The organism is Paraburkholderia sp. GAS448, assembly GCF_050435685.1.
GTDB lineage: Bacteria > Pseudomonadota > Gammaproteobacteria > Burkholderiales > Burkholderiaceae > Paraburkholderia.
On the sequence record NZ_JBNDKT010000004.1, the window covers coordinates 294,834 to 312,552 of the forward strand.

19 protein-coding genes are annotated in these 17,719 nt (G+C 61.8%); 6 read left to right on the forward strand and 13 right to left on the reverse strand.

Features of this window, described 5'->3' with window-relative positions; translation table 11 throughout:
- Positions 1-4: 4 nt before the first annotated feature.
- Together P3T23_RS10265 and pdhA are read right to left on the reverse strand one after the other, a co-directional pair.
- Positions 5-985: an alpha-ketoacid dehydrogenase subunit beta gene (locus tag P3T23_RS10265; protein WP_429316046.1), complete on the reverse strand. Its 981-nt coding sequence runs from the start codon at positions 983-985 to the stop codon at positions 5-7.
- Positions 978-2,066, reverse strand: coding sequence for a pyruvate dehydrogenase (acetyl-transferring) E1 component subunit alpha (pdhA, locus tag P3T23_RS10270; RefSeq protein WP_429316047.1), 1,089 nt, complete (start codon positions 2,064-2,066; stop codon positions 978-980). Before pdhA ends, P3T23_RS10265 begins: the two co-directional genes overlap by 8 nt.
- 610 nt (positions 2,067-2,676) lie before the next feature.
- Between pdhA and P3T23_RS10275 the strand changes: the two genes are divergently transcribed.
- The gene (locus tag P3T23_RS10275) at positions 2,677-3,150 is read left to right on the forward strand and encodes a YbhB/YbcL family Raf kinase inhibitor-like protein (protein WP_429316231.1); all 474 of its coding nucleotides are present in this window, start codon (positions 2,677-2,679) and stop codon (positions 3,148-3,150) included.
- A 50-nt stretch (positions 3,151-3,200) separates the two neighbouring features.
- Here P3T23_RS10275 and P3T23_RS10280 read toward each other — a convergent pair whose 3' ends face one another.
- Positions 3,201-4,385: an FIST signal transduction protein gene (locus P3T23_RS10280; RefSeq protein ID WP_429316048.1), complete on the reverse strand. Its 1,185-nt coding sequence runs from the start codon at positions 4,383-4,385 to the stop codon at positions 3,201-3,203.
- A gap of 181 nt (positions 4,386-4,566) precedes the next feature.
- Here P3T23_RS10280 and P3T23_RS10285 point away from each other — a divergent pair, with 181 nt between their 5' ends.
- Positions 4,567-5,259 (forward strand): cytochrome b/b6 domain-containing protein, encoded by a 693-nt coding sequence (locus tag P3T23_RS10285; RefSeq protein ID WP_429316049.1) that lies wholly within the window; start codon positions 4,567-4,569, stop codon positions 5,257-5,259.
- 44 nt (positions 5,260-5,303) lie between these two features.
- Here the strand turns inward: P3T23_RS10285 and P3T23_RS10290 are convergent, their stop codons facing one another.
- Complete coding sequence (locus tag P3T23_RS10290) at positions 5,304-5,765, reverse strand: CHRD domain-containing protein (RefSeq protein WP_429316050.1); 462 nt, start codon at positions 5,763-5,765, stop codon at positions 5,304-5,306.
- Positions 5,766-6,536: 771 nt separating this feature from the next.
- Here P3T23_RS10290 and P3T23_RS10295 point away from each other — a divergent pair.
- A complete protein-coding gene (locus P3T23_RS10295) occupies positions 6,537-7,577 on the forward strand; it encodes a hypothetical protein (RefSeq protein ID WP_429316051.1) in 1,041 nt (346 codons plus the stop codon).
- A 468-nt stretch (positions 7,578-8,045) separates the two neighbouring features.
- On the opposite strand, the gene P3T23_RS10300 is transcribed toward P3T23_RS10295, so the two are convergent.
- From P3T23_RS10300 to P3T23_RS10330, 7 genes are all read right to left on the reverse strand, one after another.
- Complete coding sequence (locus P3T23_RS10300; protein ID WP_429316052.1) at positions 8,046-8,624, reverse strand: NADPH-dependent FMN reductase; 579 nt, start codon at positions 8,622-8,624, stop codon at positions 8,046-8,048.
- A 47-nt stretch (positions 8,625-8,671) separates the two neighbouring features.
- Entirely contained in the window at positions 8,672-9,526 is an 855-nt protein-coding gene (locus tag P3T23_RS10305; protein WP_429316053.1) for a pirin family protein, read from the reverse strand.
- Between the two features lie 155 nt (positions 9,527-9,681).
- On the reverse strand, positions 9,682-10,587 hold the full coding sequence (locus tag P3T23_RS10310) for an NmrA/HSCARG family protein (RefSeq protein WP_429316054.1): 906 nt from the start codon (positions 10,585-10,587) through the stop codon (positions 9,682-9,684).
- Between the two features lie 40 nt (positions 10,588-10,627).
- Positions 10,628-11,233 carry an FMN-dependent NADH-azoreductase gene (locus tag P3T23_RS10315; protein ID WP_429316055.1) on the reverse strand — a complete coding sequence of 202 codons (606 nt, stop codon included), beginning with the start codon at positions 11,231-11,233 and terminating at the stop codon, positions 10,628-10,630.
- Positions 11,234-11,254: 21 nt separating this feature from the next.
- Complete coding sequence (locus tag P3T23_RS10320) at positions 11,255-11,833, reverse strand: YceI family protein (protein WP_429316056.1); 579 nt, start codon at positions 11,831-11,833, stop codon at positions 11,255-11,257.
- Between the two features lie 68 nt (positions 11,834-11,901).
- On the reverse strand, positions 11,902-12,462 hold the full coding sequence (locus tag P3T23_RS10325) for a YceI family protein (protein ID WP_429316057.1): 561 nt from the start codon (positions 12,460-12,462) through the stop codon (positions 11,902-11,904).
- Between the two features lie 8 nt (positions 12,463-12,470).
- Positions 12,471-13,031, reverse strand: coding sequence for a cytochrome b (locus tag P3T23_RS10330; RefSeq protein WP_429316058.1), 561 nt, complete (start codon positions 13,029-13,031; stop codon positions 12,471-12,473).
- Positions 13,032-13,333: 302 nt separating this feature from the next.
- Between P3T23_RS10330 and P3T23_RS10335 the strand changes: the two genes are divergently transcribed.
- The 3 genes from P3T23_RS10335 to P3T23_RS10345 all read left to right on the forward strand — a co-directional run bounded on the left by P3T23_RS10335 (position 13,334) and on the right by P3T23_RS10345 (position 16,164).
- Positions 13,334-14,257: a LysR family transcriptional regulator gene (locus tag P3T23_RS10335; RefSeq protein WP_429316059.1), complete on the forward strand. Its 924-nt coding sequence runs from the start codon at positions 13,334-13,336 to the stop codon at positions 14,255-14,257.
- Between the two features lie 172 nt (positions 14,258-14,429).
- Positions 14,430-15,287, forward strand: a complete 858-nt coding sequence (locus P3T23_RS10340) for an MBL fold metallo-hydrolase (RefSeq protein ID WP_429316060.1) — start codon at positions 14,430-14,432, stop codon at positions 15,285-15,287.
- A gap of 205 nt (positions 15,288-15,492) precedes the next feature.
- A complete protein-coding gene (locus tag P3T23_RS10345; protein WP_429316061.1) occupies positions 15,493-16,164 on the forward strand; it encodes a peroxiredoxin-like family protein in 672 nt (223 codons plus the stop codon).
- A 231-nt stretch (positions 16,165-16,395) separates the two neighbouring features.
- On the opposite strand, the gene P3T23_RS10350 is transcribed toward P3T23_RS10345, so the two are convergent.
- Positions 16,396-16,875, reverse strand: coding sequence for a DUF417 family protein (locus tag P3T23_RS10350; protein WP_429316062.1), 480 nt, complete (start codon positions 16,873-16,875; stop codon positions 16,396-16,398).
- 163 nt (positions 16,876-17,038) lie between these two features.
- The gene (locus tag P3T23_RS10355) at positions 17,039-17,575 is read right to left on the reverse strand and encodes a carboxymuconolactone decarboxylase family protein (RefSeq protein WP_429316063.1); all 537 of its coding nucleotides are present in this window, start codon (positions 17,573-17,575) and stop codon (positions 17,039-17,041) included.
- Positions 17,576-17,719: the final 144 nt, after the last annotated feature.

Here is a 17,719-nt window from a genome sequence, read left to right on the forward strand (position 1 = left end):
GGCTTCACGACGCCTCCAGAGTTTGCCTCGCCGCGGCAACGATGCGCTCCGTGCCTGGCATATATTGATTCTCAAGTCTGTACAGCGGCACCACCACGTCATATCCGGTGACGCGCTGCACCGGCGCGAGCAGCGAGTACAGTCCGCGCTCGGCAATATTGGCGGCAATTTCCGCGCCAACCCCTCCGGTGCGCGAGCCTTCGTGCACGATCACACAGCGTCCGGTTTTCGCCACCGACGCGAGAATGGTGTTCATGTCGAGCGGTTTGAGCGTCGCCACGTCGATCACCTCGGCCATCACGCCTTCCTGCGCAAGCAGATCGGCTGCGGCCAGCACGTCCTGCAATGCTCCCCCCCAACTCACCAGGGTGATGTCCGACCCATCGCGCAACGTCAGGCAGCTGTCGAGCGGCAGCGCTTCGCCGTTATCCTCAACCGGCTGCCTGAAGAGCCGGTAGAGTCGCGTCGGCTCGAAGAAGATCACCGGGTCCGGGTCGCGGATTGACGCGAGCAGCAAACCGTATGCGCGTGCAGGAGACGACGGCGTCACGACACGCAATCCGGGGATGTGGGTGAACAAGGCTTCAGGGCTTTCGGAATGATGCTCCGGGGCGTGAATCCCTGCGCCGCACGGCGCACGGATCACTAGCGGGCACGTCAGCCGTCCGCGTGTTCGATGCCGCAGACGTGACGCGTGGTTCAGAACGTGATCGATGGCCGGATAGATGAACCCGCTGAACTGGATCTCCACGACCGGCTTCAAGCCCATCGCCGCCATGCCGATCGCGCTGCCGGCGATCGCGGTTTCAGCCAGAGGCGTATCGATCACCCGCTGCGCGCCGAATCGCGCCTGTAACCCGACCGTCGCGCGGAATACGCCGCCGTTCACGCCGATATCCTCGCCGAGCAGCACGACGGCTGGGTCGTGCGCCAGTTCGTAGGCGAGCGCCTGATTGAGCGCTTCGACCATGTTGAGGTCAGCCATGGCGGTTCCCCGCAGGAGGCGCGAATCGCTGCGCCATCGCCAGTTGCTCACCCATCGCCAACGGCAAGGTCTCGTGCAGATGATCGAACATGGCGGATGTGTCCGGCGGCGGTACCGCCAGATACGCGTCGACGGCCTGCTCGACCTGCGCAAGACACGCGCGGCCGAGTTGCTCGTCCTGCGCCTTGTCCCAGACGTTCATGCGCATCAGGTAAGTGCGCAGGCGCAGCAACGGTTCGTATGCCCATTGCTTGCTGAGGACTTCGGCGTCGCGATAGCGCGTCGCGTCATCGGCTGTCGTGTGATCGCCAAGGCGATAGCTGAGCGCTTCGATCAGCGTAGGGCCATCGCCGCGGCGAGCTTTGGCGAGCGCCGCGTGGACCACCTGGTGCACCGCGATCACATCGTTGCCGTCGACCTGCAGCCCATCGATTCCCGCAGCGATCGCTTTTTGCGCGAGCGTTTGTGCAGCGCTCTGGCGGCTGCGTGGCACCGAGATCGCCCACTGGTTGTTATTGACCACGAGGACAAGCGGCGCCTGCCAGACGCCGGCCATGTTCATTGCCTCGTAGAAATCGCCTTTGGACGTGCCGCCGTCACCGAATATCGCCACCGCGACGCGCGGCTCGTGACGCAGCAGGAACGCGTAAGCCGCGCCGGCGGCATGACACACCTGTGTGCCGATCGGCACACAGTTCGGAAAATCGTGGCGGGGCACGCTGAAGTCGCTGCCGCGTTCGTCGCCGCCCCAATACAGCAGACTTTCCGTCATCGTGACGCCGCGCAGCAATTGCGCGGCGTGATCGCGATACGAAGGAAACAGCACGTCGCCGGGCTCCATCGCGCTGGCGACGCCGACGCCAATCGCCTCCTGGCCGACCGACGACGCGAAGGTGCCGAGCTTGCCAGTACGCTGCAGCGCGACCGCCTTCGTGTCAAACGCCCGTGTCAGCACCATCGCGCGATAGAGCGGAATCAGCGCCGTCGGGTCCTGTGCAAAGGCAGGTAACGGCTGGGCAGGCTCGCCGTCGGAGCCAAGATATTGCGTGTAGCCGATCTGAAAACTGGCAGCCGTGCTCATGACACGCCCTCCATGTTCATTCAGATATCGTATCCGTGCCGGAGTTCACGCGCACGAGCGGCACCGCACGAACACTGCTGCGCTTGCGCACTCAAACCGCAGCGCGTCCAGACTCGATTCCGGACGATGCAGGCGCGCAAAAGGGGCCAGTGCCTCGCCTCGTTAATCACACGCTGCAAAGTGGCCGGGAATACGAACTGAACGCTCGATTGTCGCAATGCACCATCGGATGGGCAGCCACGCGGTATCGGCCGGGTTTCCCAGATGCATGCTTTCCGGCTCCGCGTATGCCTGCTGCGATCGATGCCGGGACCCGTGCGCGACGATCATCAAACACAGCCACTTTTGCTCGGGCGGAACTTATGTCACGATAAAAGCCTTGCTTCGATTTCCGTCGCGACTCGCGCAGAGCGCGCACCAACTAACGGCCGCGGTCACGGACAGGGTACGAAGCGTGGCGATGAGCGACTTCAACGTGCCGGACACCACCTCAAGCGCCTTGAAAAAAGCCGCTCGGGCATCAGCCCCGCGTTGTCTGTTGGCACTCTTGCTCATCGCGTTGATCTTCCCACCGGGACCGGCATCCACCGTTGCCGCCGAGGAGCGCGCCATGACTCTCACGCTGACGTCGCAAGCCTTCCGACAGAACGGGGAGATTCCCCCACAACATACTTGCCAGGGCGCCGATGTTTCCCCGCCGCTCGCGTGGTCCGGCGTGCCCTCGAACGCAAAAAGCCTGGCGCTGATCGTCGACGACCCTGACGCGCCGGACCCGGCCGCGCCGAAAATGACGTGGGTACATTGGTTGCTTTACAACATCCCGCCGACGGCAATCGGGCTGCCCGAGGGCGCTGCTGCGGGGGGATTGCCGGGCGGCACGCTCGAAGGCACCAATGACTTCGGACGTGCCGCTTACGGCGGCCCGTGCCCGCCCGTGGGACGCCACCGCTATTTTCATAAGCTGTATGCACTCGACACCGTACTGCCCGATTTGAAAAGCCCCAGCAAGGCGGCGCTCGAAAAGGCCATGCAGGGGCACGTACTGGCGCACGCCGAACTGATCGGCACCTATCACAAGCGATGAGCGAAAGCGTTGTTGCATGACTCGAGCAAGAATCAGAATAGTTCGTGACCTCAGTCCCGGTTCGTAAAGACCGTCAATACGCCGGTGTAGCCGTAAAGGTGACTCCTTGCAATCTCGCCGCCAGCGAAGAATCCCACCAGCGGTACCTCACCTAGCGCATTTCGCACCGTCTGCAACTCCGCATGCCGCGCTCCGAAGTGTGGACCGCCCCGTCCCGAGCAGCTGACATACAGCGCACCCGATATGTGCCTCGCCGTGTCGCATTCCAGTTCCGCGCGGATTTCCGTTGCAATGCGCACCAGGTCGGCCCGGGCGGCCTCGCGATTGCGCGTGCAAAAGGCCAGATGCATGCCGGGCTCGACCAGATCCGCAATCGCCAGGACCCGGTGCTGAGGATCCACGCCCACCAGGTGCCGCACGAGTGTATCCGCGCCGAACTTTCCAGGCCATTTCGGCACGTCCTCGGCGCCGGTGCTCAAGCCCGCCAGGGTAGTAGACAGCGCCTGCGACAACGCATCGACTGGCAGATCCCGGTCGAGTCCAAGATCTTGCAACACGCAATCGAGTGCGGGTTTGCCGTCCAGCGCGAACACCAGATTGCGTTCGGCCTGGGTGACGGTGCGCACCGGCCCGACAGGCTGGCAGCCTTGCGTCACGCGCGAAATCAGACCAACCTCGGGGCCGAAGAGCACGCCGGACAACCCCCCGGTAAACACGCCTTCCGCCATGTGTAGCGGACGGTTTCGCGCCGAGGATAGCCCGCCGAAGAGATAACCAGTGGTCGTGCGGTCGCTCAGTTCGTGCAGCAATTCCTGCACATCCGGCGTGCTGCCTTCGGCGTGGACCAAAGCGGTATGGGCCACGAACCCGGAGGATGTCGCAGGCAGTGGCTGCTGGCCGGAGAATAGCCGAAACGATTCCGGTGGGAGCGGAGCGACCATCAGCACGAGGGCCGGTTCGTCGATGTATTCGATGCCGCTTGCCGCGACCCCGACACCGACCGTACCGACCCAGGCGACGCCAGGCAGGCTCCGGTGCAGTTCATCGAGGATTGCCTCGGACGCGGGTGCGTAATAGTCGCTCAGGTAACACCAACCGAGCGTGAACGGTGCGGGTTCATCTTGCTGTGCCGCACGGGTCGCCATTTGAGCTTGAACTTGCCTCTGGCACTCGGCGAGAGCCACTCGCCACTCAGCGTGGGCAGCGTGAGCGTGGACAAACGAAGCGGAAAACATGGCGGAGACCTGTCGAAGACAACAATAGCTTGGACCTCCGCTGGCATGGCGTGTTCAGCTGGACGAAAGTCGGAGCAGTCATTGAGGTAATAAAATATATTAGCCTGGACCGGAGCCGACAGCGTGGTGTTCATCCCGGGCCTGTATCTCTTCCAGCCGATTGCGGACGGAGCCGCGACACATGGATGCTCACGAACCTGTCACGCGGCCGACACAGCCTGTCCGCCGCCCGGTGCTGGTCTGGGACGCGCCGGTGCGACTGTTTCACTGGCTGGTGGTCGTGCTGGTCACGGCGGCCTGGGTCACCTTGAAACTGAACTGGATCGACTGGCACGTCCGGGTCGGCGAGACGCTGCTCGCGCTGGTTATTTCCCGGCTGCTGTGGGGCTGCTTTGGCAGTGAGACCGCGTGCTTTCGCAGTTTCGTGGCGTCGCCCGCGGCTGCACTTCGTCATTTGCGTCACCTGTTTCGCCGCGAGCCGGATGTGCAGGTGGGCCACAATGCGGCCGGCGGCTGGATGGTCCTGCTGCTGCTCGCGTTGTTGCTGGCCGAGACGCTGAGCGGGCTCTACGTCAACAACGACATCGCCGACGAAGGGCCGTTGAGCGAAGTGGTGCCTGCGTGGCTCGCCAACGCGATCTCGACGTTGCACGGGGTTGTTTGGGACGTGCTGCTCGCCGCGGTGGCGCTGCACGTGCTCGTGATCGCTCTCTACGCAGTAGCGAAGGGACACAACCTGCTGCGCCCGATGCTAACCGGCTACAAGCTTTTGCCCTTGTCCATCGACGCGCCGCGGCAGACGCCAGCGCTGCTGGCGCTGCTGCCGCTCGGCGTCGGCGCTGCCGTGGTGATGCTGCTCGCGGCTTATCTCTGAGTTTGCCGCGAACCCGATTTCAGGGCGCGGCTTCAGTGGTTGCGTCAGTTGCTCTTCGGCGGCACCACCTGGCCGCGGATCTCGCCGTTCGGATGGTCCTTGCTGTGAACGTTGATGTACATGTCACCGGCTTCGAACATTTTGGCGTCGTCCGGGGATAGCGTGGCCTGACCGCTGATCGGGCTCGTCATCTCCATGTTGCCTTTCTGAGAGAGCCAGATCTTCGGGCTGGCGTTTTTGCCGGCCGGGGCGGGCCCGTGGAAATGGGCCATCGTGGCCTGACTCGACAATCCGCTGAAGCTGATGTTCCAGGTTACGACCCGCGTGCTGGCGTCGTACGTGAGGGCTGCGCTGCCGCTGCCTGGCGTCTGCACCGGCGGAACCTGTTGGGCGCCCGTCAACGGCACTTCAAATGAGACCGGCGCCGCTTGCGCCAAGGTCAGCGTACCCGCTAAGGCCAGCCCACCGAACACCATGAAAGCGCGCTGCGAGATGGATCGTGACATCTGGTTTTCTCCTTTTGGGTTTGCCCTTGCTGGGCGGTAGCCATTATCGAAGAGTGCGAAAGACACCGTCGGCGCCGCTGGCAGCCAAGGCGCTGAGACAAGGATAGACGCAAGCCGCCGGTAACTCCAGGTGGGGTCCCGGAAGCCTTTGGCCTTGAAGCGCCTGATCCTGATCCTGGCCATTTTTGTCCACCCTGCAAAAACTGAAAATACGCCTTCGAAAGGCACGAGGAGCCGACACAATCCACCCAGGTCAAGAAATCGGATTATTTAGCAACGCTTCTCGGCGCGCGTCCAGACGACTTTGTAATTTGCTTGTGATGCGACGCGCATTGAAATCTTATGAGGCTCCACAGTCAATGCTTTATTTTTCGCATAGGTAGGAATAGTCGCTGAAGTAACCAGCCAAGGAATTCCCCTCTCATCCAATCCTGCGAGAGGCAATAAAGTGAACTGAGCCCTCACCGTTCTCACCGATGCTTTTCTCGAAATGTTCCTGCCTGTCCAACTGTGCGTTGGGCGATTTAGCCTATAACAGATCCAGTGGGATCTTCACCTCACTGACGATGACGCTGATAAGGAACCCTACGATGTAGTAAAGCTCGCACGGACCATAGCCATTAAACCAGAAGCACGAGCGACGCTCCCCCGAACGTGGACCCGGCAATGGAGGGGCAACGGTGTCTCGACACCACCCGAAGATTGCTGTCTTGCAGCGGGCATCCGGGCGGGAAGTCGCGTGCATATCGAACCAACCAGGGGGAGAACACGATGCTGAGGATCTGCAACACCTGTCATGCCATCCAGAAGAAGAACTCCAGCGGCAAGTGCAACCAGCGCGGTTGCAGCGGAAAGCTCGAGAAGGCCTGGAAGTGCAGCGCTTGCGACAAGGTGCAGGAATCGACCTTCTCCAACAAATGCCGCGAGCGCGGCTGCAAGGGCGTGCTGCAGAAGTTGAAGGACGAAATTGCCCACGGGAGCGCTCCCCCGAGGGACGTCATGCCGTCGTCGCACGTCTACATGGGCACGGCATCCCAGGCCAGCTCGCTCGTGGTGGAAAAGGACGAGTCGAAAAGCAGCGAGCCGATCGGCAACATTCATGACAGGCTCAACCTGATGCTTGCCAAAGGGCCCCCTCCCGTGCGACTGCCGGCGAGCTCCCCGACAACGCCCGTGCTTCAGACGGAGTCCGCGCCCAAGGTGCTCAGGAGCGAGATTCCCTCGCGCAGCCCCCACCTCAAGCTCGACATCGAACGCGACGCCGGGATCGCGCGCGCCCTCATGGCTTCCAGGGAAATGCGCCGGATCGTCGTCACCAACATGCTGGCGGACTACGATCCTTCCGACGGCGCCAGGAAGGCTCTGAAGATGACGCAGTCCTCCTCGTCGAAGATGAGCGAGATGACGGCCACCATGCTAGTGAATCCGACGGATGCGCCGGGCTGGGACCTGATGGGCGCGAAGGCCCTGAGGTCGCAGTTCGCCGCGTGCCAGCAGTGCGTCGCGATCGTGTTCCACAAGCTGATCCAGAATCCGGCCTTCTCCTCGACGATCCGGTTGATTCATGTGCCGGGACACCACTTCCTGGTATTCGGGGATTTCAGCGGGTCCTCCTCGGGATGGCGCGTCTACATCGTCGACCTGTGGCTGCAGAACCTGCACCGTCCCGATTGCGATTCCGTGGGCGATCTCGACCGGGATTCGAGCGAATGGCAGGTGCTGGTCATCCGTCTCGATGACGACAAGCAGACCTGGTACCGAGATCGCTTGTCACAATGGGTGACGGACCTCGAGCACGATCCCATGGCCTGATGGCGGCTCGCAGGCGCCTGTCGCGACACGCATGACCAAGGGCGCGCCCGCGCGAGGCGCGACGCAATGCAACGCAACGGTGAGCCTGGCGGTCCCGCGTCGCGCCGCGAGCCCAGATGCGTCTACGCCAGTCGGGTAAATCCGTCCCCGCTCCATCCCGGTGCATGGCCGTCAATGTAATACGCAACAGTTTCTGAGAGCGAATGCTTCACGCTCCTCGGCACGCAAGCTGGCAGTTCAAGACTGCGCAGCGGATCCGAGATTGGCGAAGCCGGTTGCAAAAGCCTTGCCGCACCCCGCGTTCGTATAGTCAATTGCGCGCCGCACGCAAGCGTTGCCGGGTGCGTAGGGGGATAGTCGATGCAGGCGGAATCAGAGAGATGGGCAAGTCGATCATTGACGACGGGCGGTGAACGCTGATCGAACCGCTGTTGCCTGGGCCGACCCGCATGAATCATTCGAGCATCGTCAGCTTGTCCGCGCGGTCTTCAGCGCTTTGGTCCACCACAGCAGGTCGTCGATCGTTTGTTCGGCGACAGCATCCAGTTCGGCCAAGTGCGGGGTGATGTCCTGGCCTTGAAAATGCGCGTATATCGCTGCAGCCGGAACGTGGACCGCCGACCGAATCGGTGCAAGCTGCATTTCGACCGCGATCTCGCGCAGTTGCTCGATTGCACGCGCGCCGCCGACGCTGCCGTAGCCGACAAAGGTGACCGCCTTACGGCTCCATTCCGGATACACCCAGTCGATCGCGTTCTTGAGCACCGCCGACGGTCCGTGGTTGTACTCAGGTGAAACGATGACGAAGCCGTCGGACGCTGCGATCGCCTGGGTCCAGCGCTTCACGACCTCGTGCCCGTATGCCGGCCGGCCCGGCATCGCGGGCGGTACCGGCGCGTCGAAGAACGGCATCGGATAGTCTTTGAGGTCGAGCAGGCGCGCATCAACGCCTTCGCGCTTCTTCAGATGGTCGAGAATCCAGCGCGCGGGTTTCTCGGAGAAACGTCCCTGACGGACGCTACCAATGATGACGGAAATAACGGCCATGATGTGCTCTGGTGGAGTGGACTAATATCGGCCTACGACAGGGCGGATCAACGCACCACGCCCTTGGCGCGCAGCTCGTGACCGATGCGCGCGATTTCACGCTCGCCCTCGATCAGCGCTGCGGGGCTGGTGTGCACCGAGTAGTAGCCAAGGTGGAGATCGTGCGGATGCGAAATTGCCGTACCGAGCACGAAGCGCGCATCGGTCACTGCTTCGAATTCGATCGCCGCATCGGACTGGTCAAATACGGCCAGTTCACCTTTGTCGACTGGATCGGGCGTGCACAGGCTACCGTCCATCACTGCGATCCAACCGACCCGGTAGTCCCGTGGCGGCTGGTGGGTCCAGCGCTGGCCGGCCTTGAGCTCCACAACGAAATAGTTGATGCCCGGAGGTGCATCAATCGGGCTGACCGCTTCGCCGCTACGGCCGAGCAGGACGCGCGCCGGGCCGTCCGACGGGATTTCGTTTACCGAAAGATGCTGGCTGAACGCGGGAGCCAGTTCGCGCTCTGGCGGCAGGGCGACCCACAGCTGGAAGGCCTTGATCGGGGGCTCGGCGAAGCCGGAATGCCAGACGCCACGACCGGCGCTCATCCATTCGATGTCGCCCGCCACCATCGTTCCTTCGTGGCCGATGGATTCGACAAAGCGACCTTGCCCTTCCATCGCCAAGGTCAACGTAGCGATGCCCGAATGCGGATGCCAGCCAAAACCCTGTTCGCCAATCGCCTCCTGCGTATCGATGAGATCGAGAAATACAAACGGCTTGATCATCTTGCCGACGTCGGAGGGGCTGACCATGCGGACGACCGGACCGTGCGCGCGGCCGCGCGTGCGGAAGATTACGTTACGGCCGACACCGACGAGCGGGGTAGGCGGAGTTTGGATGACGGCGTTCATGAGGCGTTCTCCAGGTATTTGACTTGCCATAGATGAGGTGTCTGGCAGATGTCTGTATCGGTTTGATGGCCTTGTTTGGACTCGGATACGGCAGCGGCGACTCGCCCGCTCTTCGTGCGCATCAAGGATGCCTTCCCGTTCGGAGAGGTGTGTTTTCAGGCGGTTGCCGGGATCGCGAAGTTCGCTTTGGCCCATGCGGCAAACTTCGTCGGCTGCTGGCCGGCGACTTTGTTGGCGAGCGCGATCGCGTCGCGCGAATCCGAGCCGAGATAGGTGTGCGCTTCGAAGTAGGCGAGCATCGCCGCGATACCGTCGGCGTGCGGAAACCAGCCGGCAAAAACCTCGCGCGGGACTTGCTTGAACGAGAGCGTGTTTCCTTGTTGATTCAGGGTGGCGATGATCTCGTTGAAGCTCAGGAAATCGCCGACAAGCGGCAAATGTTCACCGTGCCCCGCGAGTTCCGGCTGCGCGAACGCGGCGACCACGAGGCGGCCGAGTTCAGTGATGTCGCCCATATGGATGACGCGCCGCTCCGGGTCAAGCGGCAGCGCCCAACCGACGGTGCCATCCGCCTGTTTCTGCGGAGCCATCAGGCCGATCAGGTTTTGGTAATAGAACGGCGCGATCACGAACGTGTGGTACGCAAATCCGGCTTCGCTCACGATGGGTTCTATTTTCGCCTTGGCCGTGAAGTGCGGGACATTGATCGTGCCGCCGGTGATCGTCTCCACATTGGGAAGCGTCGACCAGATGACGTGCTGTACGCCGGCGTCTTTCGCCGCGTTGACGGCGGCGAGCGCCTGCCTGGGTTCGTCCGCACCTGCTTCCCAGGCATTGGTCACCAGGAAAACGCCGTGTGCTCCGGCAAACGCGGCTTTAAGCGTTTCCGGACGATTGAAATCCGCCAGAACGACTTCGTCACCCAGCTTCGGATGCCTGGCCGGATTGCGCGTCAACGCGCGCACTTTGAATTGACCGCTCGCCTGCAGCGCGCGCACAACGGCGCCACCTTGCTGACCGGTTGCGCCGACGACGGCAATGAGCTTCCGGGTGTTCGACATGGTTGTTCTCCAGTGAGTATTCTGCCGAGGCGGTGCTACCTCACGCAGCGAGCGCGGCGGTCTCTTTCTTCGCCGAGGCGATGGCCCCGCTGCGTGCCTCCTGACCCATCGCCACATCTTCCGCGCGAATGAAGGTGATATCCGTGATGCCCAGCAGGCCGAAGGCCGCCTTCAGATAGGTTTCCTGATGATCGAAGTCGGCGGCCGGCGAGCCTTCGCTGTAAACGCCGCCGCGCGACGAGGCGATGACCAGCTTCTTGCCGCCGCACAGTCCGACCGGGCCGTGCTCCCCGTAGCGGAACGTCTTCCCGGCGACGGAGATGCGGTCGATCCAGGCCTTCAGTTGAGAGGGCACGCCAAGGTTGTACATCGGCGCGCCGATGACCACGATGTCGGCTGCCAGGAACGCCTCCAGCGCAACCTGGCCCATGGCAACGTCGGCATTCAATGCATCGTCGACCGGAGCGCCTTGCGCGGCCGCGAGGTGTGCTGCCGTCAGATGGCCGATCGGTGTGGCGGCAAGGTCGAGACGGGTGACCGCAAGGTCGGGATGGCGGCCCCGGAAGGTCGCGACGACATCCGCTGACAGATCACGGCTGACGGAGCCTTGCCCGAGGATGCTGGAATCTATGTGTAACAGTTTCATGAGACTTATCTCCGAACGGGATTACTGCTTGAGTGCTTCTGCCGAGATGAGCAGCCTGGTCTTCATACTGAAGCCGTACGTCTTGCCAAAGTCGACGCCGAAGTCGCTGCGGTCGAATTCGCCCACCGCGTCGACGCCGCACACTTCGCGCTTGAGCATCGGATGCGGCATGCACTTGAACGAGTCGATATTCAGCGTCAGCGGTTTGGTCACGCCGTGCATCGTCAGATTGCCGACGACCGCGGCCGGCTTGTCGCCCTTGAACTTGATCGTGCCCTTGTAGGTCGCTTCGGGGAACTTCGACGCGTCGAAGAACTGATCCGCCTGCAGGTACTGGTCGAGCTTCGTGCTACCCGTGTTGACCGACGCAATGTCGGTCGTCACTTCAACGGTGCCGGTCTTTGCCGCGCGATCGAGCGTCACCGTGCCCTGCGACTTGTCGAACTTGCCACGCCAGACCGACACGCCGCCCATGTGGTCGGCCTCGAAGCTCGGGTACGTGTGGTCCGGATCAAACTGGTACGTCGACACGTCCGCGAATGCCGACAACGACAGCGTGGCGGCCAGCGCGCCCACGGCAATCATCAGATGCTTCTTCAAATCAATCTCCTTGAAACGTTAAGTTGCCGCGCCCGTGCGCGGTATCGGGTGATGCAACGCTGCCGTACTTACTTCGCGGCAACGATATGAAACTTGATCTGCACGTCGTCGGCGACGACCGACGTGTCCTTCCACTCGCCTGTGCCGACGTTGAACACCGAGCGCTTGATCGGCAGCACGCCGTCGAACGTCTGCGTCGCGCCGCTCTGCGTAATCGTGACCGGCACCGTGACGGTCTCGGCCTTGCCCTTGATCGTCAGCTTGCCGGTCACGTTGTACCTGGTGCCGCCCGCGGGCTCGATCGCCGACGACACGAAGGTCGCCTGCGGATACGTCTTCGCATCGAACCAGTCCTTGCCGGCAACCTGATCGTTGTACATCTTGTCGCCGAGATCGAAGCTCGCGACGTCAATCGACATCTGCGCGCTGCCTTGCGCGGCATTCGCCGGGTCGAACCTGATCTGCGCGGAAAATCTCTTGAACATGCCCTCGGTCGGCACGTTCATCTGCTTCGAGATCGCGGACACCTTGCTCTTCGACAGGTCGACGTCGGCCAGCGCTGCGCTCGACGCTACGAGCGACACTGCGGCCAACGCTGCCACGATGGAGCGGGAAACTGACATTTTCATGGGATCCTTCATTTGGCAAAGGGAAGCATTCGCGACAGCAGGCCATCACGGTCCAACACTTGATGCTTGACCACCGCAAGCAGGTGCAGCACGACAAGGGAAAGCAAGACGTAATTCAAGATCACATGGAGCGTCTTGAAGGTTTCCTTCAGCACCGGATCGGGATCGATCAGGCGCGGCAGCGGCACGATGCCGAGATACACGACCGGGATGTTCGACGCCGAGCTGTAGAGGTAGCCGGTCACGGGAATCGCGAGCATCAGCACATACAGCAGTGCGTGCACCGCATGCGCACCGATCCGCTGCACCGCCTGCATGTCGGCCGGCAGCCGCGGCGGCACGTGGGTCGCACGCCACAACACACGCACGATCGCGAGCGCGAACACGGTCACGCCTATCCACTTGTGCCATGAGAAGTATTTGAGCTTCGTCGGCGTGAAGCCGGGGATGTCGGTCATCACCCAGCCGAGCGCGAAGCCGCAGATGATCAGCAGCGCGATCAGCCAGTGCAGCGCTACCGCGGTCCTCGTATAGCCGGCTGGCGCGGCCGGCACAGAATTCGAAGCCATGAGTTCCTCAATTTAGCGAAAGATCGGGATCGTGTCGGCCGGGCGGTCTCCCGTCTGGCTGACTCGTTCACGCGTCGGCAGTGTCGAATGGCGACTGACGTTCAGCCGGACAGCCTGTTTGCCGTCCTGGCGATCAGTTCAACCTGATGGCGCGCGCCGGCGAGCTCGATCGCGAATTGGCCTGCCCTGCCGGCAGTCTGGAAAGGGCCGCCTACTGTGTGACACATCAAGTATGGGGATTAAAAGCATTTCACACTAGATGGTAAAATAGGATTTTATTAATCCATTTATGGAGAAATGTCATGCTCGATCTGAATGATCTGGCGATGTTCGTCCAGGTGGTCCGCGCCGGCAGCTTCTCCGAGGCGGCGCGCCGTCTGCGCATGCCGGCGAATACGCTGAGCCGGCGCATCGATCAACTCGAAGGGCAACTCGGCACACGTCTGCTGCATCGCTCGACACGCAAACTCGCGCCGAGTACGGAAGGTCAGGCGCTGTTCGAGCGCTATGCGCCGGCGCTTGACCAGATCTTCGAGATCGGGCGGCTCCATGCAGATGAGCAGGCACCTTCCGGCTCGGTTCGCGTCACCGCGATGGCAGGCCTGTTCGAACTCATCGGCATCGAATGGCTGGTCGAGTTCTACACGCGCTACCCACACATCAGCCTCGACTTCCTGCTCGACGACACGCCGACCGATCTGATCGCCGAGCGCGTCGATCTTGCCTTGCGCATGGGCATCGAGACCGGTAGCGGCTTCAAGGTACGTCGGCTGGCGCCGAGTGCAATGATCCTCGCGGCGAGTCCGGCCTATCTGGAACGGCGCCCTGCACCACGCACGCTGCGTGAACTGGCCGAACACGACTGTCTGACGATTTCCAATCGCCAGGGTCGAACCACGTGGCGTCTGCAGGGTCCACGCGGAAGTCAGGAAGTGTCGATCAACAGCCGGTTCGCGGTCAACGACATGCGAGTGCTGGCGCAGGCTTGTATAACTGGACTGGGTATTGCGTTACTGCCGCAGTTGATAGTTGAGCCAGTCATCGCGCAGGGGAAACTGGTGCGCGTGCTGCCGGCCTATCGGCGCGCGAGCACCGGCCTCGGCCTGCAGCTCGTCTACACGAGCCGCCCACCAGTGCCGCCCGCAGTAGCGGTCTTCGCCGAATTTCTTTTGGAGAAACTGGGCGAAGCGATGATAAACCCCTCACAGAACGATGCCGGCCGATAGGTTCGTCACCTTACCCACGGCGGGCGAAGCGTAAGGGTCGATTCACCGGACTTGCATGGTCAGCGGAAGCGCAGCTCGTCCGATGCATTAACAGCCCCTCGACTCACTTTGTTAGCGCTATATTTATTGACACCCCCGCGGCACACGAGCCAGATCGGACCTGGAGCATCAAATGAAGCCCACACGCAATACCGACTCCGTCCCAGGGGAGTGGTACATCGACACGGCGTGCATCAATTGTGGTGCATCGCGTCACGTCGCGCCCGGGCTGATTGTCGAACGAAACGACAAGAGTGTCTTCGCCCGGCAGCCCGACACGCCGGAAGAGCAGCTTGCTGCCTGGCGTGCGGTGCTCGTATGTCCTACAGCATCGGTACGCAGCGAAACGAAACAGCCTCGTCCGAACGCCGCGATCTTTCCGCAGCAGATCACATCGGAGGTGTGGCGCTGCGGATTCAACGCGCGGTCGTCGTTTGGCGCACATTCTTATTTTGCAGCGCGTCCGGACGGCAATCTGCTGATCGACTCACCGCGCTACGCGGCGGAGCTCGTGAAATGGTTTGACGACGCCGGTGGTATTGCGCACATCCTTCTGTCGCATCGTGACGACGTCGCAGACGCAGACAAATACGCGCGTCAATTCGGCGCGCGCGTCTGGATTCACCGGGAGGACTTGTCGGCTGCCCCGTATGCTACGGATCTGCTCGACGACGGATCAGCACCGAGCATTGCGGCCGGCGTGCAAGCGATCCCTATGCCCGGGCACACTCGGGGTAGCGTCGTGTACCTGCTCGATGATCGCGTGCTGTTCTCGGGTGATTCGCTTGCCTGGAGCCCACGCGAGCGGGACCTCGTCGCGTTCAGGGACGCGTGCTGGTACTCGTGGACAGAGCTCACCGAATCGCTGGGCAAGCTGACCGCGTATCGCTTCGAATGGTTGCTTCCTGGTCACGGTTGGCTCGCGCACTTGCCGGCCGAGGAAATGAGTGCTCGCTTGCTCGCGTTAGTTGCGCGCATGCGAAAGGATTGAAGTCGCCGATTGTGAACGATGGGACGATGAATAGCGCCGCATACTTTGCGGCAGCACTCTCCTGCCATGCCTGCCAAGAATGGAAGTTATTCGTCTCGACTATCTACCGACACCTGCCCAGTTCCCGGAACATGCAGCGCAAGACGAGCCTACGGTTCGCCTACCCCTGAATCGAGACAACCCATCAACTGATCGGAGACTTATCATGTCGCTCCAGGACAAACTTGACGCATTCAAGGCAGACTTCCGCGCGGGCAAACCGCCGTATAACGCGCCCGCAGAGATCCACCCAATCATGGAACGTGCCACGGCAGAGCTTATCGCGAGCGGTCAGGCTTCTCGCGCCGTCAAGGCTGGCGACCACGCCCCGGAGTTCCGCTTGACAGATCAGGACGGTAACGGGGTTTCGTCGGCTGAGCTGTTGGCCAGGGGCCCGTTGATTGTCAGCTTCTATCGCGGCGTCTGGTGCCCGTACTGCAATATTGAGCTGCGGGCCCTGAATGAAGTCTTGCCTGAGATCCAGGCCCTGGGCGCTAGTCTGGTCGCGATCTCGCCGCAAGTCGCCTCCAATAGCAGGAAGTCCGTGCGCGACAATCATCTGAACTTCCCTGTGCTGAACGATAGCAGGAACGAAACGGCCGCCGCATTCGGTCTGCGTTTCAATCTGCCTGACTATCTGATTGAACTGTACAAGAAGCTCAAGAACGACCTGCCGGCGTTCAATGGCGATCCCAGCTGGACGCTGCCCATCCCCGCGCGCTACGTGATTGGCCAGGACGGCGTGGTGTTGTACTCCGAAGTCAACCCGGACTACACGCATCGCCCTGACCCGTCGGAGATGCTCCCGGTGCTCGAAAAGGCTGCACAGAGCGCGTGATCCGCAATCAGCCGCGCCGCTCCCGGCGGTGCGGCTTTCCGGGCCAGCGAGTTGGAAAGGCAAACGAAGCTCGGACCAGGTGGGAGCCAGTTAGCAACGTGAATGGTCCACGTGAAGACCAGGCTGCTTCCTGATGCGGACAAAACGTCTGAACTGTTCCAACCTGCGGGCACAAACTTGAACTCAACCGCTGCATCCACACTGCCACGGTTGAGTCTCATTGCGACAACTTCACGACGTCAACCGACGCGGCGAAAGCGAAGCCAGAAGCAATGTGAGGCATGCTGCCAGCAACGCGACATCCTTGATCAGGAACTGCTCCACGAGTGTCGAGATGATCGGGAAGCCATTCTGGCTATGCAGCGTGATGCCTGGCGTGCTGAAAACGAATGAAGTCGTCAGCGCGAATGTCGCGCTGGCCAATGCCGCTCCCAGTGCAGAAGCAACCGGAACGACCGAACCAATAATCAGCGCTGCCGCGGTTAGCAGTTCGATGGTCCCGACAATCTTCGCTTGTCCGCGTACGCCGAACACACCCAGCCAGCTCATGAACGGACTGTGTGAAATCAAAGGCGCTATCGCATCGGCCGCATAGGGGGTGAACTTCTGGATACCAAACCAGATGAAGATGAACACCATCGTCCATCTCAGCAACGCAAGATGCCAATAGGCGCCGCCGCTCTTTTCTGCAACATGGAAATCAAGTTTCATGGCTTTCACTCTCAATTCGTGAACACGGCGATGCACGCGCCAAAGATATTGACCAGGTGAAGCATCGCACTACGTCGCAAACAGCACAGCCTCTGCGTGCCTTCTCTATTACCCGTTTCACCGAACGCGCGGACGCCGGGAAAAGCGTCCGCGCACCGTGGCCTTAGCGAACCGGCGGGAAATCCACGTCGGTGTCGTTGATGCGGTTGAACGTGTTGGTGAACACCGTCAGCGCGATGGCCAGCGTGATCTCCACCAGTTGCGCGTCGCTGTAACCCGCCGCCTTGATCGCCGCGAACTGCTCCGCGCTGATCGTGCCGCTCGTCGTCTGCAGCTCACGGACAAAGCGCGCCAGCGCATCGCGCCGTGCGTCGCCCGTCGGCTCGCCCGCCCGGATCTGCCGCAGCGTCTGGGCCGACAGCCCCGTCATCTTGCCGATCACCGTGTGCGCGGCCACGCAGTAGTCACATCCGGTCTGCTCGCTGACCGCCAGCTTGATCGTCTCCGCTTCCTGCCTGCTCAGCGTGCCCGCGCCCAGCACGCCCTCCGCGTTCAGCACCGATTTCAGAACCTGCGGGGCCAGCGCCCCCAGCGCAACAAACATGTTCGGCACACTGCCGGCAGCCTTCTTGACCTCGGCATAGACTTCTGCGGTCGCGCCAGTTGCAGACTCAACAGCAGGAACATTGATACGGCTCATGGTGATACTCCTTTGTCAGGTGGGTGAGGCGTCTCCACTTTAAGCCCGTCATTTGATCTTGATTAGTCTTTCCAGGCTCAATAGAATGCTCTTTCGTATCATCTATGGGCTGCTCACAAACAAGCCCTGAGCGCCTGTCACGTT